This is a genomic window from Arthrobacter sp. 05L428, assembly GCF_056397665.1.
Genome location: NZ_JBFTNW010000001.1, coordinates 72701 through 98383, shown reverse-complemented (window position 1 = coordinate 98383; position 25683 = coordinate 72701). Strand labels below are relative to the sequence as shown.

Here is a 25683-nt window from a genome sequence, read left to right as displayed (position 1 = left end):
CGGATGGCATCCACTAATTACGGGCGTCTGCGCAGCCCTCGCCCGGCAGCCCGGAACCGCAGCCTAGTCGAACCAGGGATCCAGTCCGTAGAGCGGGAAAACTTCCTTGCGGGTGGCCATCACGGTGCGGTCCACCTCGTCGTTGGGATCGAACCCGACCTCCCAGGAACGCCACCAGAGATCGACGTCGTCGCCCATCACCGTAGGCGGTTCGACGCCGTACTTGGCTCCATATTTTTCTTGCACATATTGCCGCCAGTCCTCGGGGACGGCGGTCCGCAGCGGGACCGGGCGCCCGGCGGCGATCGCGATCAGGTGGCTCCAGGAGCGCGGGACCACTGTGATCACGTTGTAGCCCCCGCCGCCGGTGGAGATCCAGCGGTTCTCGCAGTAGCGGGCCGCGAGGTTGCCGATCGCCGTGGCGGCCTCCCGCTGGCCGTCCACGCTGATGTTCAGGTGCGTCAGCGGATCCAGGCGGTGCGAATCACAGCCATGCTGGCTGACGATGACCTCCGGCTCAAAGGCTCCCACCAACTGCGGAACGATCGCGTGGAAGGCCCGCAGCCAGCCGGCATCTCCGGTCCCGGCCGGGAGCGCCACGTTCACGGCGCTGCCCTGGGCGTTCGGGCCGCCGATCTCGTTGGCGAACCCGGTGCCAGGGAACAGCGTCAGCCCGGTCTCGTGCAGCGAGATCGTCAGCACCCTGGGATCGTCCCAGAAGATGCTCTGCGTTCCATCTCCGTGGTGCGCGTCGACATCGACATACACCACCCGTTGCACGCCGCCATCGAGCAGCCGCTGGATGGCCAGGGCGGCGTCGTTGTAGATACAGAAGCCGCTGGCCCGCTCGCGGGAGGCGTGGTGCATGCCGCCGCCGAAGTTCACGGCCCGGACCGCGCTGCCGTCCAGGATGGCGGCGGCCGCCAGCAGGGAGCCGCCAGCCAGCCGCGCGCTGGCCTCGTGCATGCCGGCGAAGGCCGGGTCGTCTTCGGTGCCGAGGCCGCGTTCCAGATCCGGGGTGTCCGGGTCGGCACTGACGCGGCGGACGGCGGCGACATATTCCGCGCTGTGCACGGCACCCAGTTCCTCGTCGGTAGCCACCGAGGGTGCCGCCACGCTGACGTGGTCCAGGTCCAACAGTCCAAGGCTCCGGGCCAGCCGCGCGGTGAGCTCCATACGTTCGGGCGCCATCGGGTGGCTGTGGCCGAAGTTGTACGCCGTCATGGCGGAGTCCCACACCACCGTCGTCGGCAGGGCGGTCTGGGCGAGTCCGGGCAGGAAGGTCATCAATCACAGGCTACCGGAGCGCACCGCCCCGATCCCCGTCGTTGCGCGGAATATAGTGGTTTACTACTGAAGGACACCGTTTCAACCGAGGACAAGCCGCACATGACGCAAAGCCAGTCGAGGTCACCGAGCCCGGCCAGCTGGCACCCCGGCCAGCCGGAGCGCGAGGGCCTGTGGATCTTCACCCGGCTGCGCGACTTCGTCGACGACATCGCCAACACCTCCCCGGCCCGCCTGGCCGTCTCCGCCTTCGCCGTGGTCGTCCTGATCTTTACCGTCCTGCTCACCCTGCCCGTGTCCTCGGCGACGGGGCAGGTGACCCCGCTGCACCAAGCCCTCTTCACGGCGGTGTCGGCGGTATGCGTGACGGGGCTGACCGTTGTGTCCACGGCGGCGCACTGGTCCTTCTTCGGCCAGCTCGTGATCCTGGTCGGCATCTTCGTCGGCGGCCTCGGGACCCTGACCCTGGCGTCGCTGCTGGCACTGATGGTCAGCAAGAAACTCGGTGTGCGCGGCAAGCTCATCGCGCAGGAGGCCATGAACAACGCGGGCCGCCTCGGCGAGGTGGGCACGCTGCTGCGGATCGTCATCGTCACCTCCGTGGTCATTGAGGCGGCCCTGGCCGCTGCCCTGGTTCCGAGGTTCCTGGCACTGGGCGAAAGCGTCGGCCAGTCATTCTGGCACGGCGTCTTCTACTCCATTTCGGCGTTCAACAACGCCGGCTTCACGCCCCATTCGGACGGCATCGTGCCGTACGAAACCGACCTGTGGATCCTGATTCCGCTGATGATCGGCGTCTTCCTTGGCAGCCTCGGCTTCCCGGTCGTCATGGTGCTGCAGCAGAACGGCCTGAACTGGAAGAAATGGAACCTGCACACCAAGCTGACCATCCAGGTCTCGCTGATCCTGTTGGCCGCGGGCACCGTGCTCTGGGGGCTGATGGAGTGGGAGAACATGCGCACCATCGGCGGCATGAGCCTGGGCGACAAGATCACGCACTCGCTTTTCGCCTCCGTGATGACCCGCTCGGGCGGCTTCAACCTGGTGGACCAGAACCAGATGGACTCCACCACCATGCTGCTGACCGACGCGCTGATGTTTGCCGGAGGCGGCTCGGCCTCGACCGCCGGCGGCATCAAGGTGACCACCATCGCGGTGATGTTCCTGGCCATCATCGCCGAGGCCCGCGGCGACGCTGATGTGAAGATCTACGGCCGCACCATCCCGGAGGGGACCATGCGGGTGGCCATCTCGGTCATAGTCGCCGGCGCCACCCTGGTGGCGGTCTCGGCGCTGCTGCTGCTGCAGATCAGCGGCGCATCGCTGGACCGGGTGTTGTTCGAAACCATTTCAGCGTTCGCCACCGTGGGCCTGAGCACCAACCTCAGCGCAGAGCTGCCCCCGGCCGGCGTCTATGTCCTCACCGTCCTGATGTTTGCCGGCCGCGTCGGCACCGTCACCCTCGCCGCTGGGCTGGCCCTGCGCCAGCGCAGCCAGTTGTACCACTACCCGGAAGAGAGACCGATCATTGGCTAGTTCCTCAGGCGCCGTCAACCGTCCCGCCCACAATGCGCCCGTGCTGGTCATCGGGCTTGGCCGCTTCGGCGCGTCCACCGCAGAACAGCTGGTGAAGCAGGGCCGCGAGGTGCTGGCCATCGAACGCGACCGGAACCTCGTGCAGAAATGGGCCAGCGTGCTGACCCACGTGGTGGAGGCCGACGCGACCAACATTGACGCCCTCCGCCAGCTCGGCGCGCAGGAGTTCAGCTCCGCCGTCGTGGGCGTGGGCACCTCCATCGAGTCCTCGGTGCTGATCACGGTCAACCTCGTGGACCTCGGCATCGAGCACCTCTGGGTCAAGGCGATCACGCCCTCGCACGGCAAGATCCTGACCCGAATCGGCGCCAACCACGTGATCTACCCGGAGGCCGACGCGGGGGTCCGGGCCGCGCACCTCGTGTCCGGCCGGATGCTGGACTTCATCGAGTTCGACGACGACTTCGCGATCGTAAAGATGTACCCGCCGCGCGAGACCGTGGGCTTCACCCTCGACGAATCGAAAGTGCGCTCGAAGTACGGCGTCACGATAGTGGGCGTGAAATCCCCGGGCGAGGATTTCACCTACGCCCGGCCCGAGACCAAGGTTTCCGCGCGGGACATGCTCATTGTCTCCGGTCACGTGGACCTGCTGGAACGGTTCGCCGCAAGGCCGTAGCAACGCTCCCCCGTGCCGGCGGCCGTCGCCGGGCCTAGAGGCCTCGGTGGCTGGAAGCAGTGACGTCCGGGGCGGGGCCGGCGGCCAGATTCCTTGTGGCCGGCCCCTGGATCACGGTGCCGTCAGTGCTGAACCGGGAACCGTGACAAGGGCAGTCCCACGTCACGTCCGTCCGATTGAACTCCACGGTGCAGCCAAGGTGCGTGCAGACGGCCGAGACCGCCTGGACGCCCCCCGTGGGACTGACGTACACGGCAGTTTTGGCGCCGTTGACGTCCACCACCTTCCCCTCTCCCGGGGCCACCGACGCCGGAACAGCGTCGGCGCCGGAAACCTCCTCCGCCGGGCTCGACCGCGCCGCCTGCGCGGCGCCGCCGCTTCGGTTGCTGTCGAACACCGCGGCCCACGGGTTGGCGGTGCCGCCCAGCGTGTCCCGGAGGATCAAGGCGGCGGCAGTGCCGTTGGTGAGGCCCCATTTCCGCAGCCCGGTGATCACGTGGACATGCCGGGACTCCGGAGCCATGCGGCCCACGTACGGCAGCCCGTCCTCAGGCATGGCGTCCTGGGTGGACCAGCGGAACGCGATCTCCCCGGCGCCCAGGCGGTCACGGGCAAAAGCCGCCAGCCGCCGGTATCGTTCGGCGGAATCAACGCTTTCGGCGGCCGGGTGTCCTTCGCCGCCGGCCAGCACGTAACTGGTACCTTCGACGTCGACGGTCAGGATCGAGCGCATCGGCTCATCAACGCTGACAAAGGTTGCGTCCAGCGGAGCAACTGGGCTCTTGCCGGCGACGACATACGAGCGGTGCGCGTAGCATCGCCCGGCGTAGAGCCCGCCGTCCCCGAACGGCAGGTTGGTCGCCACGATGATCTCCTTGGCCCGGACTGATCCCCGTTCCGTAACCACCACGGCCGGAGCGCCGTCGCGGAAGCTCGTAGCAGGCGACTGCTCAAAGACGAAGCTGCCGTTCCCGTCCACGGCACGGGCCAGACCCTGCACATACCTGAGCGCGTGGATCTGGGCCTGGCCGTCGAACCGGACGGCGCCCCGGACCGCGAAGGGCAGCGGCACCTCTGTCGTGAAGGAGGCCGGCAGCCCCAGCCGAGCGGCCAGCGCCGCTTCCTCCCGGACCAGCGCAAGGGCCTGCACGGATTCGGCGTAGGTGTAATTGGCCACCCGCCGGAAGCCGCAGTCGATTCCCTCCGCTGCCACAACGGCCGCGACGTGTTCAATTGCCGCCTCGTTGGCCTGCCCATAGATGCCAGCCGTGGAATCGCCGTGGCGGGCCGCAAGGTCGGAGTAGGCAAGCCGGTGCAGTGAGGTGACCTTGCCCGTGGTGTTCCCGGTGACGCCGGTGCCCACCCGCGCCGCCTCGAGCACGGCCACCGACTGGCCCGCCCGTTTCAGGGCCAGCGCGGTGGTCAGTCCTGCAATGCCGCCGCCAATCACGGCAACGTCCACGTCCAGGGACGCGTCGAGGGGCGCGTACGTTGCGGTTCCGCCGGTGGCAGACCAAAGGGAGAGTAGCCGTCCTGCCGCCTGTTCAGTCACGGTCCCGACCTCCACGCACTAGGTTCCCTCCGCCGTCGGGCGCGTCCCGGCGTCGCTGGCTGAGCTACCGCGGGGTCAGGGCCCGGCGGTCTTCGCAGTCTTCGCGGCGGCCTTGGCTGCCTGCTTGCTGGCCCGCACCTTGCTCAGCGACTCCGGATCCACGATGTCAGCGACGGACAGGAAGGCGTTCTCCTGTCCATAGTGGCCGGCGGCCTCGCGCCAGCCTTCGGCCTGGAGCCCGCACTGCTTTCCCAGCAGCGCCAGGAAGATCTTCGCCTTCTGCTCGCCGAATCCCGGCAACGCCTTGAGCCGGCGCAGCACCTCCTGCCCGTCGGGCCCGCCCTGCGTCCAGATGGCCGTGGCGTCGCCGTTCCAGTCAGTCTGTACCGTCTCAGCAAGGGCCTGGACGCGGCCGGCCATTGATCCGGGGAACCGGTGGACGGCCGGGCGCTCCTTGAACAACTCGACGAACCCTTGCGGATCGTAACCGGCGATCGCGGCGGGGTCCATGGACCCGAGGCGCGTCCGGATCTTTTCCGGGCCGGCAAAGGCCGACTCCATGGTCACCTGCTGGTCCAACAGCATGCCGGTGAGCAGGGCAAACGCGTCGTCGCTGAGGAGTTTGTCCGCTGCGGGATCCCCTGTGATGTGCAGTTCCATGGGTCCTATCCTGCCACCCGGTCCGGGCTGAGTCATGGGTTGCGCCCGCGTTCCGGCTAGCCGAGCTGCCTGGTGATTTCGGCGGCCCGCTCGGCGGCGGCCCGGGCGCCGTCGGCGATTATCGCCGGGAGTCCGCGCTCGTCGAAGGTGGCGATCGCCCGTTCCGTGGTGCCGTTCGGGCTGGTCACTGCCTTGCGCAGCGCCGCGGGGTCGGCGCCCGGCTCGGCCAGCATGAACCCGGCGCCGGCTACAGTTTCGCGTGCCAGCAGCAGCGAGAGCTCGGCGTCCAGTCCCAGTTCTGCCCCGGCGGCCGCCATTGCCTCGGCCAAGTAGAAGGCGTAGGCCGGGCCGGAGCCGCTGATCGCGGACAGCGCATCCACCTGTTCCTCGGGAATCTCGACGACGGTGCCGACGGCCGCGAAGATGTCCTTTGCCTGCTGCAGTTGCTCCGCCGAGCAGTGCTTACCGGCCGAGACGGAGACGACGCCGCGGCCAAGCCGAGCGGGCGTGTTCGGCATGGCGCGGATCACCGGCTGTCCGGCCGGGAGCGCCGCTTCCAGCTGCTCCAGCGACACCGCAGCGGCAACGCTGACCACGATGGTGTCCGGCGAGAGCGAACCGCTGATCTCCCGGGCCAAAGCGGCGATTCCCACCGGCTTGACGCCCAGCACCACGACGGCGGCGCCGGTGGCGGCCTGCGTGTTGTTCTCCGGCTCTTCTTCGCCGGCGATGGCCGTGATGCCGTGGTGCCGCTCAGCCAGTTCGGCCGCCCGACCAGCCCGGCGCACCGTGGCGACAATGTCCGCGGGGTCCGTGCCGCCCGCGATCATGCCGCCCATGATTGCCTCGTTCATTGACCCACAGCCCAGGAATGCGATTCGGTTGCTCATTCCCCCATCATTGCAGTCCGGCCCGATTCACAGCCAGCTCACATCCTGGGCGCAGCTTGCTCACAAAATCGGGGATTAGCGTAGGTACTACCTCATTGAGGGTGCGAGTGATGATAGGCAGTCATGCGGATGTCTGCCCGGCACCGGTGGGCTGTAGCGGGTTTCCCCCATTTTCCCGTTCCAGACCGCCGGTGCCTTCGCCGTTTAACAGCCCCGTAAGCAGCACACCGGTCCGGCTGGTGCTGGGCTAGTGCTGGATAGGCCGCACTTCGATGGGAAGGGTGGTGGCTCGGGTCAGCCGCCCGGCCCAGCCGAGGGCGGCGTCGAGGTCCGGTGCCTCAATAACGGTGAATCCGCCAAGGTGTTCCTTCGCTTCAACGAATGGACCGTCAGTGATGAGCAGCTCGGTGCCCTCCGGTCGCACGACCTTTGCGGTGTCGGTGGGGTGGAGCCCCGCGGCGAAAACCCAGGCGCCGGCCGCCTTCATTTCGCGGTTCAGGGCCTCCAGGTCCCGCATGATGGGTTCCAGGACTTCCGGGGCGGGGGCCGGGCCGACGGGCTGGTAAACGCTGAGCAGGTACTGGGCCATGGTGCTGTCCTCCTTGACGATTGGGCCGGTTCCTTACCGGCCTCTCACCTTGTAGACGAACGGCGTGCGTCCGGTTCGACACCTTGCTGCCGGAATTATCGGTTCGGAGCGAAAACCGTCCACCCGTCACCGGCCGACCGATGTTGCGTTGCGCCTGTCACGTGGCGCCTGTTACGGAGCGCTTGTTACGTGGCGCCGGGCCCGTCCGCGTCCGGTGACTGCGGCTCGGCGGGCTCGTCGGCCCGGGCTACGTGGGGCGCGGGCTGCAGCGGCCCCTCAAAGACCAGCTGATCCAGCCGGCGGAGGATCAGACCTTCGCGGAGGGCCCAGGGGCAGATCTCCAAGCTTGGAAACTCAAACATTTCGAGGGCCGCTTCCGCCACCAGCGCGCCGGCCAGAAGCTGGTGGGCGCGGGCTTCGGAGACACCGGGAAGATTCAACCGGTCCTCCACCTCCATGGCCGAGATGCGCTGCGCCCACAGGCCCAGGTCCGTGGCAAACAGTTCCCGTTTGACGTACGGCCCGGCCCCGCTGGGGGCGGCCCCGGCAATGCGGGCCAGCGAGCGGAAGGTCTTGGAAGTGCCGGCCACGTGGTTGGCCTTGCCCAGCTTCGCGAAGTCCCGCACCACGGGCTTCAGGGTGGTCCGGATATAACGGCGAAGCTCCTTGACGCTTTTGGCCGAGGGCGGGTCCTCCTGCAGCCAGTCACGGGTGAGCCGGCTCGCACCGAGCGGGACCGACGTCGCCAGTTCGGGCAGCTCGTCCTCCCCGTAGGCCATTTCGAAGGAACCGCCGCCGATGTCCAGGTTCAGCACGGGACCCGCGCCCCAGCCGTACCAGCGGCGGACGGCGAAGAACGTCATCGACGCCTCTTCGCTGCCGGTCAGCTCCCGGAGCGTCACGGTGGTTTCATGCTTGACCCGGGCCAGGACGGCGGACCCGTTGGTGGCCTCGCGGATCGCGGAGGTGCAGAACGCCAGCAGGTCCTCGGCCTTGTGTTTAGCCGCGAACTCCCAGGCTTCGAGGACGAACTCGATCAGTTCATGCTGGCCGGCGTCGTTGATGTTGCCGTCCGCGTCGAGGAACTGCACCAGGGAGAGTGGGCGCTTGTGCGAGGCGAACGGGACCGGGCGCGCGCCGGGGTGGGCGTCCACAAGGAGGAGGTGGACAGTGTTGGACCCGATATCGAGGACGCCTAGCCGCATGCTGCCATTATTCTCCCCGGAGGGGCTGTGCCCTAACCGGGCGCAGCGGCGAGACCTCGCGCCGTGGCCCGTCCCGCTTAGGCCCGGGCGCTTAGGCCTGGCTGTCGTCCTGGGCCGAGTCCGGCTCCTGCTCGGACGGCTTGAAGTCCCGGCGGATGTTCGCCACGCCCTCCGGGTCGATTTCGAAGCCGTAGACGGCGCCGGGGTTGATGACCATACCCAGCTGGTCGCCGAGGTTGCCGATGATTGCCGAGCCCTGGGTGCCGAGCACGTTCGGCGCGGCGGCGAGGAACTGTTCCGCCACACGGCTCGGGTGCGAGAAGACGGCCAGCACGGGCTCTCCCGCAGCGTTGGCGAGCACCAGCGGCTCCACCTGGGAGTCCGGGCCGTCGATCGTGTCGGAGCTGACGATGTAGACCTCGTTGTTGAGGAAGGACAGGATGACCTCCACCGGGTTGGCGTCCGGCTGCTCCCCCCGGGCGAGCTTCTCTTCGAGGTCGTTGAGCGGCTGGAGATCCATGGGTTCTGGCTGTTCAGTCATGTTCCTACTCGATCACGTCACGCCCCGGTCCGCAATTCCTTCCTGGGCGCCCGGCCGGTTCGCGGTCTCCGTCCACGCTCGCGGCACTGACACCGCGAGCCCGGCTCAAAGCCGCGAGCAGACGGCAATCTCAGCGCCCGAGCACCTGAAGCAGCCTCGTCTTCAGCTCGTGCTCGCGGAACAGGTCCCGCCATTCGACCCGGATGAACCTCCAGACCAGCTCCATCAGTGCCTTCTCGCGGCGCCGCTCGGCAAAAATGGCCTCGGCAGTGGGGTCATAGTCGAAGTATTTGCCGCGGCCATCAAACTCCATCGCCACCAGCCGCTCCGGCCATGCGCAATCCAGCCTGTACGTACCGAGCCGCGTCCGGACCTCGAACTGGAGCTGCGGAGCAGGAAGCCTCAGCCGCCGGACCAGATCGCGGAGTAGCGTTTCACCCGGCGACTCGGACAGCGGATCCGCATGGGCGAGCACCTTCTTCAACGTCGAGACGCCCGGCGCCCCGCGGAGCCGGGCGCACTCCAGCTCCACCGCCTCCCGCCCGGCACCGAGTCGCAGGGCATGGTCCATCAGAATCAGCCCCTGCGCATAGTTCAGGACGAGGCCGCTGTCCGCGGCCGTTCGGGCCAGCGACGTAACGCGATGCCCGGCCACGTGCACGACGTCGGCGGGAGTCAGCGCACGGGTATGCGCCCGCACGTCGCCCGCGTGGCCACCGGTCGACGGGAGGAACGGCACCGTGAGGTGGATGGTGTCGTCTACTTGCCACAGAAAGAGGCCGTGGAGCCGGGCTGCCGTGGTGTGGCTGAACACGTAGGCGCCCGTTGAGCTTGTCAGGCAGCGGTGGGCGTAGGCCTCGATCCGGCAGCGCGAGGCACCGTTCGCATCGAGTGCTGCCCAGAAGGAGCGGCGGACATAGCAGCCGCGGCGCAGCTTGAGGAGGGCGCCGCCGGCAGCCAGCTGCCGAATTTTCCGTGCGGACAGGCCCCGGTCCAGCAGTTCCTCGGTCCGCCACAGGTTGACGGCTTCGGGAAGCTTTGGGTCCAGGGCTGCTGCCGAAGGTCCCGGGCCGGGCGTCAACGGACGGGCCGACTCAGCGGAACCGGCCCATACAACAGCGAGGGGGTCCTCAGGCTGGGTGGGGGGGTACTCCATGGCGCCAGCCTGCCGCCACCGCTCCCCTTCCGAAAGTCCGCGATGGACCTATGTGCACAACGACTCGCGGGTTCCGTCCGCCGTCGGCGTCTTCTGACGTCGAGCTGGGAAGGAACCCGCGAGCGGGGGCGAAGTGCACCTACTTCTTGGCGGCGGCCTTGCGGGCGGGGGCCTTGCGGGCCGTCGTCGTTCGCTTGACCGGGCCCTTGGCCCGCTTCTCGGCGAGGAGTTCGACGGCGCGTTCCCGGGTCAGTTCCTCGATGGCGGTGCTGCGCGGCACCGTGATGTTGGTGACGCCGTCGGTGATGTACGGGCCGAAGCGGCCTTCCTTCACCACGATGTTCTTCTCCGAGACCGGGTCCGGGCCGAACTCCGCCAGCGGCGGGACGGCGGCGCGGGCGCCGCGCTGCTTGGGCTGCGAGTAGATCTCCAGTGCCTGTTCCAGCGTGATGGTGAAGATTTCCTCCTCCGAGCCGATGGAACGGGAGTCCGTGCCCTTCTTCAGGTACGGGCCGAAGCGTCCGTTCTGCACCGTGATGGGGTTGCCCTCGGCGTCCTGGCCGAGCACCCGCGGCAGGCTCATCAACTGCAGCGCCTCATCGAGGGTCACGGTGTCCACGCTCATGGAGGCGAACAGCGAGCCGGTGCGCGGCTTGGCCTTGACCGGCTTCTTCGGCGGCTTTGGCTTGCCGTTCTTGTAGTACTCCACCGGCTGGTTGGCGAGCTGCTCCTCGGTCATCTCCGGGATGATCTCGGTGACGTAGGCGCCGTAGCGGCCGTTCTTGGCCACAACGCTGTGCCCGGTGTGCGGGTCCGTGCCCAGCACGCGCTCCTCCGGGGCGGCGGTCTCCATCAGCTCGACTGCCTTGGCGGCGGTGAGCTCGTCCGGAGCCAGGTCCTCGGGGACGTTGGCGCGGGCGGACTCGATGACTTCGCCGGTCTTCGGGTCCACGGTGGGGACGGAGCTCTCCAGGTACGGGCCGAACTTGCCGACGCGCAGCGTGATGCCGTCGGTGATCGGGATGGAGTTGATTTCGCGGGCGTCGATCTCGCCAAGGTTGTTGACGATGCTCAGCAGGCCGGGCTCGGAATCCTGACCGAAGTAGAAATGCTTGAGCCAGGCGGGTCCGGCTTCCTGGCCGTTGGCGATCTTGTCCAGGTCGGCTTCCATGTCGGCAGTGAAGTCGTAGTCCACGTAGTCGTGGAAGTGCTGTTCGAGCAGCCGGATCACGGAGAACGCGATCCAGCTCGGGACCAGCGCGGAGCCTTGCTTCCGGACGTAGCCGCGGTCCTGGATGGTGGAGATTGTGGAGGCGTAGGTCGACGGGCGGCCGATGCCTTTCTTTTCCAGTTCCGCGGTCAGGGACGCTTCGGTGAAGCGCGGCGGCGGCGAGGTTTCATGCCCGACGGCGACGATCTCCGAAGCGGTCAGCGCGTCGCCCTTGGCCACGTTGGGCAGCCGGCGCGCTTCCTCGGAGTCCTCGTCTCCGCGGCTCTCGTCCTTGCCTTCCTCATAGGCGGCGAGGAAGCCCGGGAAGGTGATGACGGTGCCGGAGGCGGAGAACTCGGCGTCCCGGCCGTCCGCCGCGCCACCCACGGTGACGGCGCCCAGTCGGATGGTCGCGGTGGAGCCCTTCGCGTCGGCCATCTGGGAGGCGACGGTGCGCTTCCAGATCAGCTCGTAAAGGCGGAACTCGTCGCCGGAGAGCTGCTTGGCAACCTGTGCCGGGGTGCGGAAGGAGTCGCCGGCGGGGCGGATGGCCTCGTGGGCTTCCTGCGCGTTGGCTGCCTTGCCGCTGTAGACGCGGGGCGAGGCCGGGACGTACTCGGGGCCGTACAGCTCGGAGGCCTGGCGCCGCGCGGCGGTGATGGCCTCGTTGCTCAGCGCATTCGAGTCCGTACGCATATACGTGATGTAGCCGTTTTCGTAGAGCCGCTGGGCCACCTGCATGGTGCTCTTGGAGGAGAAGCGCAGTTTGCGGCCGGCCTCCTGCTGCAGCGTGGAGGTGGTGAACGGCGCCGCGGGACGGCGGGTGTAGGGCTTGGTGTCGACGGAGCGGACGCGGAAGTCCGCCTCCTGCAGGCCGGCGGCCAGGGCGCCGGCGAGTTCCTCGTTCAGGTGCACGACGCCGCGCGAGGTGAGCTCGCCGGCGTCGTTGAAGTCCCGTCCGCTGGCGACCTTGGAGCCATCGACAGCAGCCAGCTTGGCCTTGAAGGAGCCGGATTCCGCGCCGAACTGGCCGGTCAGGTCCCAGTAGGACGCCGACTTGAACGCCATCCGCTCCCGTTCCCGGTCCACCACCATGCGGGTGACGACGGACTGCACGCGGCCGGCGGACAGGCCGCGGGCCACCTTGCGCCACAGTACCGGGGAGATTTCGTAGCCGTAGAGGCGGTCCAGCACGCGGCGGGTTTCCTGCGCGTCCACGAGGTCCTGGTCCACGTCGCGCAGGTTGTCCATCGCGCGGTGGATGGCTTCCTTGGTGATTTCGCCGAAGGTCATCCGGTACACGGGGACTTTGGGCTTGAGGACTTCCAGCAGGTGCCACGCGATGGCCTCGCCCTCGCGGTCCCCATCGGTTGCGAGGTAGAGGGCGTCAGCGCCCTTGAGCTGGGCCTTGAGTTCGGCGACCTTTTTCTTCTTGTCCGGAGACACCACGTAGTACGGCTTGAAGTCGTGTTCAATGTCGACGGCGAACTTGCCCAACGGCGTTTTCTTCAACTCTGCGGGGAGCTCCGAAGGCTGCGGCAGGTCGCGGATGTGACCGATGGAGGCCTCAACGATGAAACCTTCGCCCAGGTACTTGGCGATGGTCTTGCTCTTGGCGGGAGACTCCACAATCACGAGTTTCTTGCCGGTGGGGGCCTTGCTTGGCACGGTGCTCCTACAGAAAAAGGTTGCTCGGGCAGATGCGCCCATACCCGCCTAGTTCACCATATTTTGCAGATTCCCGCGCATCCGGGTGCAAAAGTCAGTCTCCCGGGCACGTCTTGCAAACGTAACGAAGCACCCACAGTTGCGGCCTTCGGGAGCGCCGCGCTGCCGCTTAGGACGCCGGCGCGGCCTTGCCCCGGTCGTCCGGAATCATCGACCACATGGTGGCCATCCGGACAGCCCCCTCGGGCACCCGGTCCGGGTCCTCGAGCTCGTAGTCCCTCAGCAGGTCGAAGAGCCTCTCGTTCAGCTCTCCGGCCTGGGCCGGGGTCAGGTACAGCAGGTTGCTGGCCAGCACCACGGAGGAGGTGCCGTCCACGGCTTCGCCGCGCTGGCGCCGCTCGTCCCGGGTCCTGGCGTAAGCGTTGACGCGCCGGCGGTAGGCGTCCAGCTCCAGGTCCAGCACGGCGAATTCCGGACTGGCCACTCCCCCGCCCGAATTGATGGTGAAGTCGGTGCCGGCGGCTTTCCAGCGGCGTTCGCGGGCATCGCCGGCGGTGGCCGCGGGCACCACGATGCCCCACTTCTGCAAAGCGCGCAGGTGGTAGCTCATGGCGCTCGGGGTGAGGCCGGTCTGGGCGGCAAGTTCGGTGGCGGTCCGGCTCACCTGGGTGGAATACAGCTCGGAAATGACCTCGAGCCGGGCGGCGTGGGCCAGCGCCCGGATCGCCTTCGGGTCGGTGATTTCGACCTTCTTTTCCGGACGCGGCCTGCGCTTGGCGGCCGGAGCGGCGGTCTCGGCGGGGCCGACCGACTTGGGAGTTTCTGCATTCACGCTTTCAGTCTACCGACGCCTGCCAAACTATGAAAGAAATGCTTGACACTACCGACAGGGGCGGGATACCTTGCGGTTATGAAACACATACTTCATAAAGTGCGCGGCGCATCCGGCGAGCCTTCACTTTGGCGCAACCGCGACTTCCTGCTCGCCAGCAGCTCCCGGTTCCTGGCGACCGCCGGCATGGGCGCCGTCGTCGTCAGCGTCATGCTGCACCTGCAGAACGTCGCGGCGGACGGTGCGGCACCGGCTGCCGGCCCATGGCTCGTGGCGGCTTACCTGCTGTGCTCGGCGCTGCCGCTGGTCCTGCTGGCGCCGTGGGCGGGCCGGCTCGCCGACACGCGTGATTCCCGCACGCTTGCGACGGCGTCGTCCGTGGTCAGCGCCGTGGCCGTGGCGGGCATGGGCGTAAGCCTGCAGTACCTGGACAACCACATCCCCGTGCTGTTCGCCATGACGTTCCTGCTGGACGCCGCGCAGGCCGTGGCGGGGCCGACCTGGCAGGCGCTGCTGCCCCGGATCGTCGGAGAGGAGCGCACCCCGAGGGCGATGGGCACCATGCAGGCCACCATCATGATCGCTGGAATGGCGGGCCCGGCCGCGGGGGGCCTGCTCAGCGGCTGGGGCGGCTCGGGGCTGGTGTTTGCGGTCGCGAGCGGCTGCTATCTGGCCATGGGCGCCGGTGCGCTGCTGATCCGCACCCGACGCGGGACCGCGGCCGAGCTGGCCGGCCGGGACGCACCGGCGCTGCTGGATGGCCTGCGGCTGATCCGCCGGGACAGCCTGGTGTGGGCGCTGGTGCTCGGCGCGCTGTTCTTCATTGTCGTCGGCGAGGCCACCAACGTGCTGGAAGTCTTCCTGGCCCGGGGCGAGCTCGGCGCCACCGAGACCCAGTACGGTCTGCTCGCTGCGGCCTTCGGGCTCGGCATGGCGGTGGGCGCGGCGCTGGCCGGACGGATCAAGACGCCGCCGGCCCGGCTGCGTGTGCTGCTCGCCAGCATGGCCCTGACCTCGGCTTTCCTGGCAGTGATGGGGCTGGTGCCCAGCGTGGGGCTGCTGTTCGTGGCCTACACGGCGATGGGCACGGCCTGCGGCGCCCTGAACGCCTGCTTCGGTGCGATCGCGATCCTGCGCATCCCGGAGAGCGGGCGGGGCCAGGCGATGGCGATCATCGGCGGCATGACCCGCGCCGTCTCCATTGCCGCCCTGGCCATCGGCGGCCTGCTCGGCGCACTGCTGCCGGTCCGGCTGAGTTTCCTCATCACAGGGGCGGGCGGCGTGCTCGTGGCCCTCGCCGTCGCCGCCTACGTGCTGCCTCGCTTCGGCCGCGAAGGCGCGGTGCCGCTCGCGGTGCCGGTGCCGGTGCCGCCGTCGTCCGTCTCAGGCGGGGAGCAGGAAGCCGTCGCGCACCAGGTTGGCCACCTCGTCGAGGAGCCCCTGCCGGAACGCCGCGCTGTCATATCCCTCGTAGCCGCCCAGCAGGGCGTCAAGGGCGCCGATGATCTGCCCGACGGAGAGCTCGCCGTCGCACGCTGAGACAAAGCCGGCCAGCTCGGTGCTGAGCAGGTTGGTGCGGCGCAGCCCCGCGCCTTGGCGCAGCAGGATCACGCCGGGGTGTTCGGCGCCGGGACGCTGGTGCCGCTCCTCGGTGACATCGTCGGCCACCAGCAGGTGCGCGGATTCCAGCTCGTGCGCGGCCAGCCAGTCGGCGCGCTCGACGGCGGCGCCCAGGTGCGGGCCAACGGGCTGTTCGATCGGGTAGGTAATCTCCTCAAACCGGGACATCACCGGCCGGGCGCCGGCCGCGGGTCGCCGCAGCCAGATCATCCCGAAGCCGATGGCCTCCACGTTTCGGGACGCGAAGTCGTCCAGGTAGGCGGCATAGGAGTCCTGGTAGAGCCGCCGGTCGCGGGCCTCGGAGGCGTCCCGCAGCCAGGTCTCTGCGTAGTCTTCAGGGCTGACCTGCTCGCGCTGGATGAACCAGACGTCTGCGTCCGGGCTGGCCCAGCTTCGCGGCCGGTCGGCCCATGCGGCGCCCGCCGGGATCTCCCAGTTGCCCAGCAGCTGGGCTGTCCCTCCGGGGGCGAGGACCGAGGGGAGGTCCCGGACAAGCGCGGCGACGATGTCATCGCCCGGCAGGCCGCCGTCGCGGTAGGTGAACTGGTCCGAGGCGGTTTCCCCGGCCCCTCGCGGAGTGATGACGAACGGCGGATTGGAGACCACCAGGTCGAATTCCTGCCCCGCCACCGGATCCAGCAGCGAGCCCAGCCGCAGGCTCACCCGGCTTTCCGGCTCGGCGGGGTCCAGGTGCAGCGCCGCCGCGTTCAGCATCAGGTTGAAGCGGGTGAACGCCAGCGCCCGCTCCGAGATGTCGGTGGCAGTGACGTGCTCGGCGTGGTGCAAGAGTTGGAAGGTCTGGATGCCGCAGCCGGTGCCGAGGTCCAAGGCGCGGGCCACGTGCCGGCGGGCGGTGACCTGCACCAGGGTGGTGGACGCCTGACCGATCCCCAGCACGTGGTCATGGCGCAGCACGCCCGGGCGCTGGTGGGCGGCCAGGTCGCTGGCCACCCAGAGCTCGGCCCCGCCGCTGCTGATTGTCTCTTCACCGGCGGCGCCCTCCCAGCCGTACGGCCGCAGATCCACCTTCGCCTGGACCAGGCCCTCCGGGGACGGCTCCACGAGGCCCAGTTCCACCAGGCCCGCCGTGCGGATGCCGGGCAGTGCGGCGTCAAGGGTCCCGGCCGGCTGCGGCTCGGCCAGCAGCCACAGGCGGACGACGGCGGCGAGCGCCGACGTCGTCGTCCCGCCACCGACGGCGGCCTCGGTGGCGATCAGGGCGGGGATGAGCTGGTCCCGGCCCAGGGCCGCGTGGGCGGCCGGGCCCAGGAGTTCGGCCACGCCGTCAACCGTGTAACCGATGGCGCGCAGGTCCGCGGCGAGCGCCTGGAGCAGGTCCGGGAAGTCGCTGCGGGGAGCGTCGGGGGTGTTGCCGGCCGTGAAAAGCGTAGAAGGAGTCACCGGACAAGTTTAGGCGCGGCACAGGTTTAGGTGCGGGCCCGCCGGCCCCCGCCGAAGCGGAGGTGCTGCCGCGTCAGAGGTTCTTGCTCGCGTAGGCCCGCAGCGCGTCCCGCACGAACGCGGCGCCGGCGGCCCCGCCGTAGTTCGCGGCGAAACGCGGATCTGCCACGTACATGTCACCGAGACCTGACACGTATTCCCTCACGTTCCCTCCGCCGGCCGCCGGGGTCCCCGGAATACCGGTGAGCCATTCGACCTGGCGCCGTGCGAGGTCCTGCGCTTCCGGACCGTCCGGGGCGGCACCCGATTCGGCCGCGGCAATCCATTCCCGGCCCAGCTGCTTGGACCGCTGTTTCCAGGCGTCCTTTTCGGCGGCGCCCATGCCGCGCCACCAGGCGTCGCCCTGCGCATAGGCGGCCGTGCCCCAGCGCCCCTCCACCTCGTCCTTGTACTGCGTATGGTCGAAGCCGTCGAACATTTTCTCTGCCATGGGTTCCCTACCTGCCTTGACTTCCCTGAGTGTGTGTTGGACCGAGGCGATCTGCCGCGCCAGCCGGTCCTGCTCCTGGCGCAGCCACTTGAGGTGGCCGGCCAGCGCGCGTTCGGCCTCCCCCTCGCGGGCGAGCGCCTCGGCGATTGCCGGCAGGCCGAGGCCCAGTTCCCGCAGCAGCAGGATGCGCTGCAGCCGGAGCAGTGCGGCTTGGTCGTAGTACCGGTAACCGTTGTCCCCGGTGCGGCTGGGCTTGAGCAGCCCGACGGCGTCGTAGTGGCGCAGCGTCCGGCTCGTGGTGCCCGCGATCTTCGCGATCTGCTGCACGGACCAGTCCATGGCTGTCGTTCTCCTCAACCCTGGAGCGCCCGGACTATCGGGCCGCTACCCCGAGTCTAAATGTTGACGCGGCGTCAAGGTCAAGGCTTCTTCTCGCCTGGCCCGTGCCGGGGACGAGTGCGGGAGCTGATTGCCGGCTAGCGGCCACGGGACGACGGCGGGGCAGGGACGGCACGCCCCAGCGGGTAAGTTGGAGGCATGCTTTTCGCTCCGCCCTCACCCTCCCGCCCTCGCGCTCTCGGGCGCCTCTTCGCCGCCGCGGCCGGCGTCGCCGTCGTGCTGGGAGCCTCGGCGTGCTCCGCCGGAGGCTCTATCGAATCCGCCGACGTGAACGCTTGGAAGGCCACCGCGTTGCCGTCGGCCAGCGGGATCGTCCTGGCGGACGCCGGCAAGATCCTTAACCGCGATCCGGTCGCCAAGGACGCCAGCGTCCCGGCCGGCAACTACACCTTGACGATGAGTTGCGACGGCGGCGGCAAGGAATTCTTCGAGGTCACCCTCGACGGAAACCACCTCACGGAAGCCGGGGCCGCCTGCAACGGCAGCCGGGAGACCGCCAGGATCAAGGTGCCCGCGGCGGGCACGCTGAAGATCAGCGCTTCGAGCGTGGACGCCCCGCTCATCTTTGCCTACCAACTGGTGGCCGCAGCCTGATGTGACTTGCGCCGGCCGGAAGCGTGGCTAGGCTCGGGGCATGGTTGCTACTGGGGGTAGGCAAGGGGTCCGTGTTTGGGCGCCGACGTTCGCGCTGGCGCTCTGCGCGGCGGTAGCGCTGGCCGGCTGTGAAGTCGCGGACGACGTCGGGCTCCCGGCGACCGACGCCGGGCCATCGGTCCGGTCCGCTGCGCCGCGGCCGCCACTGCCAACGCAGGACCCGGAGCTGGCGGCCGAAGCGGCCAAGAACCTGACGGAAGTTCAGCGGCTCCTCGGTGCCCCGCCCAAGACCGAACTGATGTCGGCTTTAGGCGGGATCGGCTTCCGACAGACCGCGCCGGGCGCAGCCAAGGGCCCGTATACCGTGACAGTGGCCTGCGCCGGAACACGAAACGTACTCCTCACCGTTTCACAGCCTGACCGCCGGCCCGGAACCAGACTGCAGCTCAACGTCAGGTGCGGGCGCAGCGTCCAGAAAGCCGTGAAGCTCGAATCGGGGCCGATCACGGTGCAAATCGAGCCGAGCTCAACCGGGTCGGATCCAGGCGCCGCCGTCGGGTTCCGGCTCGAGCGCCGCCCTTCCGCTTAGAAGCGCGCCGGACCGCCGGGCTCTGGCCCGCCGCCGCGGCCGGGCTTAAAGTCTGAGTATGCCCACCGCGCAGGCACCCCTCCCGCTGCGGTCGCGCGGCATGCTCACCGCCGTCGTGCTGGCCGTTGCACTGGCGTGCACTTCGGGGCTGGCCGGTTGCGAGTATGAGTACGATGACGGGCTTTCGGCCCGTGATGTGCCGTCGCAGGCGACCACGTTCACCGACGCCGCCCTCCCCCAGGACCTAGGCCTGAACCGGCCAGTGACCGGGCCGGAACTCAAACACTGGGTGACGGAAGTGTTACCGGAAACCCAGGGCCAGGTCTTCCATACCGGCTACGGGCTGCTGGAGGCCGGCGCGACGCGCGATGAAACCACCACGCAACTGCCGAGCGGAACCTATGCCCTGACCCTGGTCTGCCGAAGTACCCGGCGGGTGTCGTTCGCCATCGTGGACAAGGCGAGCATTCTGGTGGACTTGAGCCTGCGGTGCGGCACGCCACGGGTCAACGTGGTGCAGCTCGGCGCGGACACGGTGCTGAGGGTCCGGATCGGGTCCCTGGCGCCGGCGAATTTCGCCTACCGCGTGAGCCGGATCTGAGCCCGGCGCCGTAGGAGCCGGAGGGCTCAGGCGGCGTCCTCAGGCGGCGTCCTAAGGCGGGGTCCCCAGGCGGCGTCCTAAGGCGGGGTCCCCAGGCGGCGTCCTCAGGCGGCAGCGCAGCCGTCCGGGCAGCGCAGCGTCGCCGGGTCCGAGGCGCAGTCAATGCAGTACAGCGTCAGCGTGCGGCAGCTGGGGTTGGAGCAGTTCTCGAACTTGCTGGTGGGCGCCGCGCAGCGGACGCACTGGCCGATGGTCTTTGCGTCCTCGCTGAACTCCAGGTGCATCCGCTTATCGAAGACGTAGAGGGAGCCCTCCCACAGCCCCTGGTCCTTGAACGCCTCCCCGTAGCGGACGATCCCGCCGTCGAGCTGGTAGACCTCCTTGAAGCCGCGGTTGACCATCAGGCTCGAGAGGACCTCGCAGCGGATGCCGCCGGTGCAGTAGGTGACCACGGGCTTGTCTTTGAGGGCGTCGTACTTGCCGGAGTCCAGTTCCTTGATGAAATCGTGGGTCGTCGCGACGTCGGGGACGACGGCGTCCTTGAATTTTCCGATCTGGGCTTCGAAGCCGTTGCGTCCGTCGAAGAACACCACTTCGTCCCCGGCCTGCTTCTTCGCTTCCACGAGCCGGTGCAGTTCCTCGGGCGCAAGATGCGTCCCGCCGCCGACGACGCCGTTTTCGTCCACCTTGAGCTCCCCCGGGGCGCCGAAGGAGACGATCTCGTCACGTACTTTGACGCTCAGCCGGGGGAAGTCCGCGGCACCGCCGTCGGACCACTTCACGTCGATGCCGCGGAAGCCCTTGTATTCGCGGGTCGTCTTGACGTACTGCTTGACGGCGCCGATCTCGCCGCCGACGGTCGCGTTGATGCCGTCCTTGGAGATGATGATCCGGCCGGTCAGCCCGAGCTTTTCGCAGAGGGCGCGCTGCCAGAGCCGGACGGCGTCCGGGTCCGCGATCGGGGTAAAGCCGTAAAAGAGCACAATTCGATTCAAAGCCACGTATTTAAGCGTACTGGGCGGGGCAAAACCCGGCGCCGGGCGTTGCGGGATGGAGGCGCCACGGATGCCCCACCCTCCGGGGTCCGCCGCGGACGCCATACGCCCGGGCGCCGCGGCGTGCGACCGGCCCGACTGTCACAATTGCGTAAGCAAGCGGCCCCGCGGATCCCGGCCCCTGTTGCTTGCGGCGGGGCTGGAATACGCTCATCTCATGAGCCTTGACGCCATGGTTGACGACACCACCCACCTCCTTGAGGTCTGGGTTGCCGGGTGGGCCGGTTGCCGGGGTTATGAGACCCGCAGGGAGGGCCGCTTTCCCGCCGCGCTGAGGGCGGACACGACCCACGAGTGGGAATATTTCGCCCATGACCCCTCGGATTCCGAGTTCGAGGAGCTGGCCGCCAAGACCGCCGAGGTCCCGGCCCGGATCCTTACGATCCTCACCAACGACGTGGCGCGCTACTCCGCCCTGGCCGAGAAGAACGGGCTGAACGTCACCTCGGCGTCGCAGACCATGATGATCGTGGACATGGAAACCCAGGACGCCGAGGACCCCTGGCTTCCGGACGACGATCTGCGCTGGGTGCCGTCGACCACGGGCGGTGTCCACCATGCCGTCGTCTATGCCGGCGAAGAGGTGGCCGCCAGCGGGCGGGTGTTCGTCGCGGACCACACCGCCGTCTTCGACAAGATCGTCACCGAGCCCGGGTTCCAGCGGCGCGGACTCGGCAGCTTCATCATGCGGGCACTGGCCGCCCAGGCGTTTGAACACGACGTCGAAGGCGGGCTCCTGCTGGCCTCCCTGGACGGCCAGCAGCTGTACTCGCATCTCGGCTGGACCACGGTGTGCCATGTGCTGATGCTTTCCGCCTCGGACGAGGGCGCCGACCTCTCCGTGGGATGAGCGGGTTCCCTGCCCCGGCGTCGTCGGTCCGTGAACCCGCGGGTCGATTTGAGCCCGGGTGAAACAATGTTGGAGTGAATCCACATGAGTCTCTGATCCCGTTGCTGGGCCGCGGCCCGGACCCGGAACAGCTGCGGCATGTGCGCACGATTCCCGCCCGGAAGGCCGTCAATGAACCGTGGCCGGAGTGGGTGCACCCCGACTTGGTGCAGGCCTACGGCTCTCTCGGCATCCACGAGCCCTACCGTCATCAGGTGCAGGCCGCCGAACTGGCGCACGCAGGCGAACATGTGGTGATCGCCACCGGCACCGCCTCCGGCAAGTCCCTCGCCTACCAGCTGCCGGCGCTGGATGCGGTCCACCGCTCCGAGCTGCGCGTTCTCGCCGACCCGGGCAAGATCCACGACGACGGCGCCGTGACCCTCTACCTCTCCCCCACCAAGGCCCTGGCCGCCGACCAGCTGGCCGCCATCCGCTCGCTCAAGCTCCCCACTGTCCGCGCGGAAACCTACGACGGCGACACCGACCCGGCGTCCCGCCGCTGGATCCGGGACCACGCCAACGTCATCTTGGCCAACCCCGACATGTTGCATTTCGGGATCCTGCCGAACCACACCTGGTGGGCTCGATTCTTCCGCCGGCTCCGCTACGTGATCGTGGACGAGGCACACAGCTACCGGGGCGTGTTCGGATCGCACGTGGCCAACCTGATGCGACGGCTGCGACGGATCTGTGCCTACTACAGCCCCGGCACGTCCCACCCCGGACCGGTGTTCATCGCCGCATCGGCCACCGCATCCGACCCCGGCACCTCCTTCGGCCGGCTCATCGGCGCCCCGGTCCGGGCGGTGTCCGAAGACTGTTCGCCGCACGGCGCCACGACCGTGGCGTTCTGGGAACCCGCACTGACCGAGCTGCGCGGCGAAAACGGCGCCAAGGAACGCCGAACCGCCGTCGCCGAAACCTCGGACCTGCTGGCCAACCTGGTCTCCTCCCGGATCCGGACCATCGCGTTCATCAAATCGCGCCGCGGCGCCGAGACGATCGCCTCCATCACCAAGCGCCTCCTGGACGAAGTGGACCCCAGCCTGCCGCAGCGGGTGGCGGCCTACCGTTCCGGGTACCTGCCGGAGGAACGGCGGGCACTGGAAAAGGCGTTGCGCTCCGGCGAGCTGCTGGGTGTATCGAGCACCTCCGCGCTCGAACTTGGCATCGACATCTCGGGGCTCGACGCGGTTCTGGTCGCCGGCTGGCCGGGAACCCGGGCGTCGCTGTTCCAACAGATCGGCCGGGCGGGCCGCGCCGGACAGGACGCCATTGCCGCCTTCGTCGCGAGCGACGATCCGCTCGACACCTATCTGGTGAACCACCCGGAGGCGATCTTCGACGTCTCGGTAGAGGCGACGGTCTTCGACCCCTCCAACCCGTACGTTCTGGGCCCCCACCTGTGCGCCGCCGCGGCGGAACTTCCGCTGGGCTATGCGGAGCTGGAGCTGTTCGGCCCGACAGCCGAGAAGCTGCTGGACCAGCTGGTGGTCCAGGGCTACCTGCGCAAACGCCCCGCGGGCTGGTTCTGGACCCACCCCCAGAGCGCCGCGGCCATGGTGAACCTGCGGGCCGACGGCGGCGGTCCGGTGAGCATCGTGGACGCTGACACCGGCTCCCTGCTCGGCACCATGGATTCACCCCAGACCCACTATCAGGCGCACACCGGCGCCATCTACGTTCATCAGGGCGAGAGCTACGTCGTCGAGGATTTGAACGAAGGCGAGCACTGCGTCGTGGTGCGCCGGGCCAACCCCGACTACTACACGACCGCGCGCGACGTGACGCAGATCGAGGTCCTGGAGACACTCCGCACCACGCAGTGGGGGGACGTCGCGGTGCACTTCGGTGACGTGAAAGTGACGACACAGGTGGTCTCCTTCCAGCGCAAGGCGCTGATTTCGAACGAGATCCTCGGCGAGGAACCGCTGCAACTGGGCGCCCGGGACCTGTTCACCAAGGCGGTGTGGTTCGTGATGGACAACCGCTCCCTGACGGGCGCGGGGCTGATCGAGGCGCAGTTCCCGGGGGCTTTGCACGCGGCCGAGCACGCGGCCATCGGGCTGCTGCCGCTGGTGGCGTCCAGCGACCGGTGGGACATCGGCGGAGTGTCCACGGCCATCCACGCCGACACCGGGGTGCCTACGATCTTCGTGTACGACGGCCACCCCGGCGGGGCCGGCTTCGCCGAGCGCGGCTACGACAAGGCCAGGGTGTGGCTCTCCGCGACGCGCGACGCCATCAAGGCCTGCGAGTGCGAGTCCGGCTGCCCGTCCTGCGTGCAGTCCCCCAAGTGCGGCAATAAGAACAACCCGCTGGACAAGGACGCCGCCGTCACGCTGATTGAGATGCTGCTGACCGACGCCACCGATCTTATGGGCGGCCCTGCCGAGGAGCAGGGGGCAGCCCCGGCCGCCGGGCACGTCATCAGCCAGCCGGGTTAGTCCGGCGCCCGCTTACCGGATCCCGGATCCCGGGAGCCGGTCCGGGGTCCTCTGCCGGCGGAGGTCCGGCCCTCGCCAGGCCGGTGGCCGGACCGAACACCGTGCGGGATCGCAGTTCCGTGCGGACCCGGACGGTGTCGCCGGGTTCGACCAAACAGCCCACCAGCCGCGCATCATGGCGGCCGGCGACGTCGGCGGCGACGGCACACGGCTCGCCGGCGGAGAGTCCACGGGCGGCATCCGCGGCTGCGAGTGCCGCCAGATCCGCCGCAGCCGCGGCTTTCGACGCCATCACCGCGGCCTGGCCCAGCAAGACGACAGCGGTCATCGCGAGCAGCAGCACCATCCCCAGGCCCAACGCCACGGCGCTGCCCGCACCCAGTTCAGGGTCCCGCACCACGGGCGGCATCACGCGCGCCAGCCCAGGGCAAGATCCGCCGTCGCGGGAGCGGAGAGGGCAGGCGCGTCAGAGGATTCACTCCTCGCCCACGCTTTCGCGGTAAGGGTCCACGGAACCAGCGGACCCATCGCACCGCTGACGGTTCCGGACACCGTGACGCTGAGCCAGACCCCGTCGGAGGCCACAGCGGCCAGCGCCGAATCACCGGCCAACCGCCGGACGATTCCGCCGACGGCGGCGGCGTCCTCACCGCGCGCGAGCGCCCTCGCGCCGGCTCGCGCGGCTTCCTCCAGCCGGAGTTGCGTCAACCCCGCGGCGGACCCCGCCAGCAACAACCCCAGCAGCAGCACAACGGCTGGCAGCGCGACGGCGAACTCGGCCGTTACCGCGCCCCGGGCGGCTGCTGCGGCTTGGCCCGCACGGGATCCCCGCTTCGCTGCGTCCAGGTGCTTCGGCAGGCACCATCCCGGTTGTGCGGACGCCTTGGCCGGGGCCGCCGGCGCACTCCGGGATCCCCGGGTCACGGCAGTGCCAGCGCCGTGCGGATAAGGTTCAGCAGGAACCCCCGGACCTCGTCGCTGCGCATGATCAGCACGAGCAAGCCGGCGAAGCCGACGGCGGCCAGCGTGGCAATGGCATATTCAGCCGTGGCCATTCCCGCTTCGGAGCCGGGGAGCTTTTTCCAGCTGCGGGCCGGCCGGGAAGAGTCCCGCACCGGCGGTGCCTGCCGGGCGCCGGGGTAGATCTCCCGCACCTCCGCGGTTCCGGTGTCGGCGTCCGCGCGGTCGGAGCCGGCGGGGGCGTTTCGGTGGAGTGTCATGAGCTTTCCTCTCAGGCGATGCCGGCGCAGTTGCCGGCTGATTCCAATGTCGCGCCCGCGCCCGTCGCCGGTAAGGGCGATGCATGGCCAAGTGGACAACTTCGGCTGTGGAGGACGAGTCGGCGCGCCGGGCGGCAGCCGTCAGGAGCCATGCGGCACCATCGCGAGCAATACCGGCACAATGCCCAGGCACACGAAGGCGGGCAGCGAACACAGCCCCAGGGGGATGACCAGCTTCACGCCCAACGCAGCGGCCCGCTGCTCGGCGGTCCGGAACTGCTCGCGGCGGAGCCGGGCGGCCTGCGCATAGAGGATGGCCGAGGACGGCACGCCGGTCAGCGCGGCGAAACCCAGGGCATCGCGGAGGGCCTGCAACTGGGCGGGGATCGCGCCGCAACTACGCCATGCAGTCTCCCAGTCGGCGCCGATCGCGAGGGCGGAGACGACCGGGACCAGCGGACGCCCGATCGCGGGGTCGGCGTGGACGGCGATCAGCTCCAGTGAGCGCCCCAGCCCGGATCCGGCGTCCAGCATGGCACCGATCAATTCCAACATCATGGCCGGATCACG

The 25683-nt window shown here is 68.9% G+C and carries 24 protein-coding genes and 1 pseudogene; 8 read left to right on the top strand and 17 right to left on the bottom strand.

Going from position 1 to position 25683, the window contains the following annotated elements:
* Positions 1–63: 63 nt before the first annotated feature.
* Complete coding sequence (locus AC1DH3_RS00485; RefSeq protein ID WP_476892016.1) at positions 64–1287, bottom strand: acetoin utilization protein AcuC; 1224 nt, start codon at positions 1285–1287, stop codon at positions 64–66.
* Between the two features lie 102 nt (positions 1288–1389).
* Between AC1DH3_RS00485 and AC1DH3_RS00480 the strand changes: the two genes are divergently transcribed.
* Positions 1390–2823 (top strand): TrkH family potassium uptake protein, encoded by a 1434-nt coding sequence (locus tag AC1DH3_RS00480; protein WP_476908383.1) that lies wholly within the window; start codon positions 1390–1392, stop codon positions 2821–2823.
* A gap of 40 nt (positions 2824–2863) precedes the next feature.
* Positions 2864–3502, top strand: a complete 639-nt coding sequence (locus tag AC1DH3_RS00475) for a potassium channel family protein (RefSeq protein WP_175321539.1) — start codon at positions 2864–2866, stop codon at positions 3500–3502.
* A gap of 34 nt (positions 3503–3536) precedes the next feature.
* Here the strand turns inward: AC1DH3_RS00475 and AC1DH3_RS00470 are convergent, their stop codons facing one another.
* The 9 genes from AC1DH3_RS00470 to AC1DH3_RS00430 all read right to left on the bottom strand — a co-directional run bounded on the left by AC1DH3_RS00470 (position 3537) and on the right by AC1DH3_RS00430 (position 13805).
* Positions 3537–5054 carry an FAD-dependent oxidoreductase gene (locus AC1DH3_RS00470; protein ID WP_476908382.1) on the bottom strand — a complete coding sequence of 506 codons (1518 nt, stop codon included), beginning with the start codon at positions 5052–5054 and terminating at the stop codon, positions 3537–3539.
* A 75-nt stretch (positions 5055–5129) separates the two neighbouring features.
* Complete coding sequence (locus AC1DH3_RS00465; protein WP_441416826.1) at positions 5130–5714, bottom strand: HhH-GPD-type base excision DNA repair protein; 585 nt, start codon at positions 5712–5714, stop codon at positions 5130–5132.
* A gap of 56 nt (positions 5715–5770) precedes the next feature.
* Complete coding sequence (proC, locus tag AC1DH3_RS00460) at positions 5771–6604, bottom strand: pyrroline-5-carboxylate reductase (RefSeq protein ID WP_476892012.1); 834 nt, start codon at positions 6602–6604, stop codon at positions 5771–5773.
* 247 nt (positions 6605–6851) lie between these two features.
* A complete protein-coding gene (locus AC1DH3_RS00455) occupies positions 6852–7193 on the bottom strand; it encodes a YciI family protein (RefSeq protein ID WP_441416824.1) in 342 nt (113 codons plus the stop codon).
* Positions 7194–7378: 185 nt separating this feature from the next.
* A complete protein-coding gene (locus tag AC1DH3_RS00450; protein WP_476908381.1) occupies positions 7379–8398 on the bottom strand; it encodes a Ppx/GppA phosphatase family protein in 1020 nt (339 codons plus the stop codon).
* A 91-nt stretch (positions 8399–8489) separates the two neighbouring features.
* The gene (locus AC1DH3_RS00445) at positions 8490–8939 is read right to left on the bottom strand and encodes an SseB family protein (protein WP_476892010.1); all 450 of its coding nucleotides are present in this window, start codon (positions 8937–8939) and stop codon (positions 8490–8492) included.
* 130 nt (positions 8940–9069) lie between these two features.
* Positions 9070–10095: a type IV toxin-antitoxin system AbiEi family antitoxin domain-containing protein gene (locus AC1DH3_RS00440; protein WP_476908380.1), complete on the bottom strand. Its 1026-nt coding sequence runs from the start codon at positions 10093–10095 to the stop codon at positions 9070–9072.
* Positions 10096–10234: 139 nt separating this feature from the next.
* Entirely contained in the window at positions 10235–12973 is a 2739-nt protein-coding gene (gene topA / locus AC1DH3_RS00435) for a type I DNA topoisomerase (protein WP_476908379.1), read from the bottom strand.
* A gap of 169 nt (positions 12974–13142) precedes the next feature.
* On the bottom strand, positions 13143–13805 hold the full coding sequence (locus tag AC1DH3_RS00430; RefSeq protein WP_441416819.1) for an ArsR/SmtB family transcription factor: 663 nt from the start codon (positions 13803–13805) through the stop codon (positions 13143–13145).
* Between the two features lie 78 nt (positions 13806–13883).
* On the opposite strand from AC1DH3_RS00430, the pseudogene AC1DH3_RS00425 reads away from it, so the two are divergent.
* Positions 13884–15092: pseudogene (locus AC1DH3_RS00425) on the top strand (MFS transporter); the annotation flags it as partial.
* A 96-nt stretch (positions 15093–15188) separates the two neighbouring features.
* Here AC1DH3_RS00425 and AC1DH3_RS00420 read toward each other — a convergent pair.
* Both AC1DH3_RS00420 and AC1DH3_RS00415 read right to left on the bottom strand, forming a co-directional pair.
* Entirely contained in the window at positions 15189–16826 is a 1638-nt protein-coding gene (locus tag AC1DH3_RS00420; RefSeq protein ID WP_476892008.1) for a DUF7059 domain-containing protein, read from the bottom strand.
* 73 nt (positions 16827–16899) lie between these two features.
* Positions 16900–17655: a MerR family transcriptional regulator gene (locus tag AC1DH3_RS00415; protein WP_476908378.1), complete on the bottom strand. Its 756-nt coding sequence runs from the start codon at positions 17653–17655 to the stop codon at positions 16900–16902.
* Positions 17656–17853: 198 nt separating this feature from the next.
* On the opposite strand from AC1DH3_RS00415, the gene AC1DH3_RS00410 reads away from it, so the two are divergent.
* The 3 genes from AC1DH3_RS00410 to AC1DH3_RS00400 are packed head-to-tail and all read left to right on the top strand — an operon-like array spanning position 17854 to position 19499.
* The gene (locus tag AC1DH3_RS00410; protein WP_441416816.1) at positions 17854–18309 is read left to right on the top strand and encodes a hypothetical protein; all 456 of its coding nucleotides are present in this window, start codon (positions 17854–17856) and stop codon (positions 18307–18309) included.
* A gap of 40 nt (positions 18310–18349) precedes the next feature.
* Positions 18350–18898: a hypothetical protein gene (locus AC1DH3_RS00405; protein ID WP_476908377.1), complete on the top strand. Its 549-nt coding sequence runs from the start codon at positions 18350–18352 to the stop codon at positions 18896–18898.
* Positions 18899–18956: 58 nt separating this feature from the next.
* Positions 18957–19499: a hypothetical protein gene (locus AC1DH3_RS00400; RefSeq protein ID WP_476908376.1), complete on the top strand. Its 543-nt coding sequence runs from the start codon at positions 18957–18959 to the stop codon at positions 19497–19499.
* Positions 19500–19603: 104 nt separating this feature from the next.
* On the opposite strand, the gene trhO is transcribed toward AC1DH3_RS00400, so the two are convergent.
* Positions 19604–20500, bottom strand: a complete 897-nt coding sequence (gene trhO, locus AC1DH3_RS00395; RefSeq protein WP_441416813.1) for an oxygen-dependent tRNA uridine(34) hydroxylase TrhO — start codon at positions 20498–20500, stop codon at positions 19604–19606.
* Positions 20501–20711: 211 nt separating this feature from the next.
* Here trhO and AC1DH3_RS00390 point away from each other — a divergent pair, with 211 nt between their 5' ends.
* Together AC1DH3_RS00390 and AC1DH3_RS00385 are read left to right on the top strand one after the other, a co-directional pair.
* Positions 20712–21404, top strand: coding sequence for a GNAT family N-acetyltransferase (locus tag AC1DH3_RS00390; RefSeq protein ID WP_441416812.1), 693 nt, complete (start codon positions 20712–20714; stop codon positions 21402–21404).
* A gap of 74 nt (positions 21405–21478) precedes the next feature.
* Positions 21479–23893 (top strand): DEAD/DEAH box helicase, encoded by a 2415-nt coding sequence (locus tag AC1DH3_RS00385; protein WP_441416811.1) that lies wholly within the window; start codon positions 21479–21481, stop codon positions 23891–23893.
* Here the strand turns inward: AC1DH3_RS00385 and AC1DH3_RS00380 are convergent.
* From AC1DH3_RS00380 to AC1DH3_RS00365, 4 genes are all read right to left on the bottom strand, one after another.
* Complete coding sequence (locus AC1DH3_RS00380; RefSeq protein WP_476892288.1) at positions 23877–24302, bottom strand: Rv3654c family TadE-like protein; 426 nt, start codon at positions 24300–24302, stop codon at positions 23877–23879. The two genes, AC1DH3_RS00385 and AC1DH3_RS00380, sit on opposite strands and share 17 nt — an antisense overlap.
* Positions 24302–24817, bottom strand: coding sequence for a TadE family type IV pilus minor pilin (locus AC1DH3_RS00375; protein WP_476892003.1), 516 nt, complete (start codon positions 24815–24817; stop codon positions 24302–24304). Before AC1DH3_RS00375 ends, AC1DH3_RS00380 begins: the two co-directional genes overlap by 1 nt.
* The gene (locus tag AC1DH3_RS00370; RefSeq protein ID WP_441416809.1) at positions 24814–25113 is read right to left on the bottom strand and encodes a DUF4244 domain-containing protein; all 300 of its coding nucleotides are present in this window, start codon (positions 25111–25113) and stop codon (positions 24814–24816) included. The genes AC1DH3_RS00375 and AC1DH3_RS00370 overlap by 4 nt, the downstream gene beginning before the upstream one ends.
* A gap of 141 nt (positions 25114–25254) precedes the next feature.
* A complete protein-coding gene (locus AC1DH3_RS00365) occupies positions 25255–25671 on the bottom strand; it encodes a type II secretion system F family protein (protein ID WP_476892002.1) in 417 nt (138 codons plus the stop codon).
* Between the last annotated feature and the right edge of the window lie 12 nt (positions 25672–25683).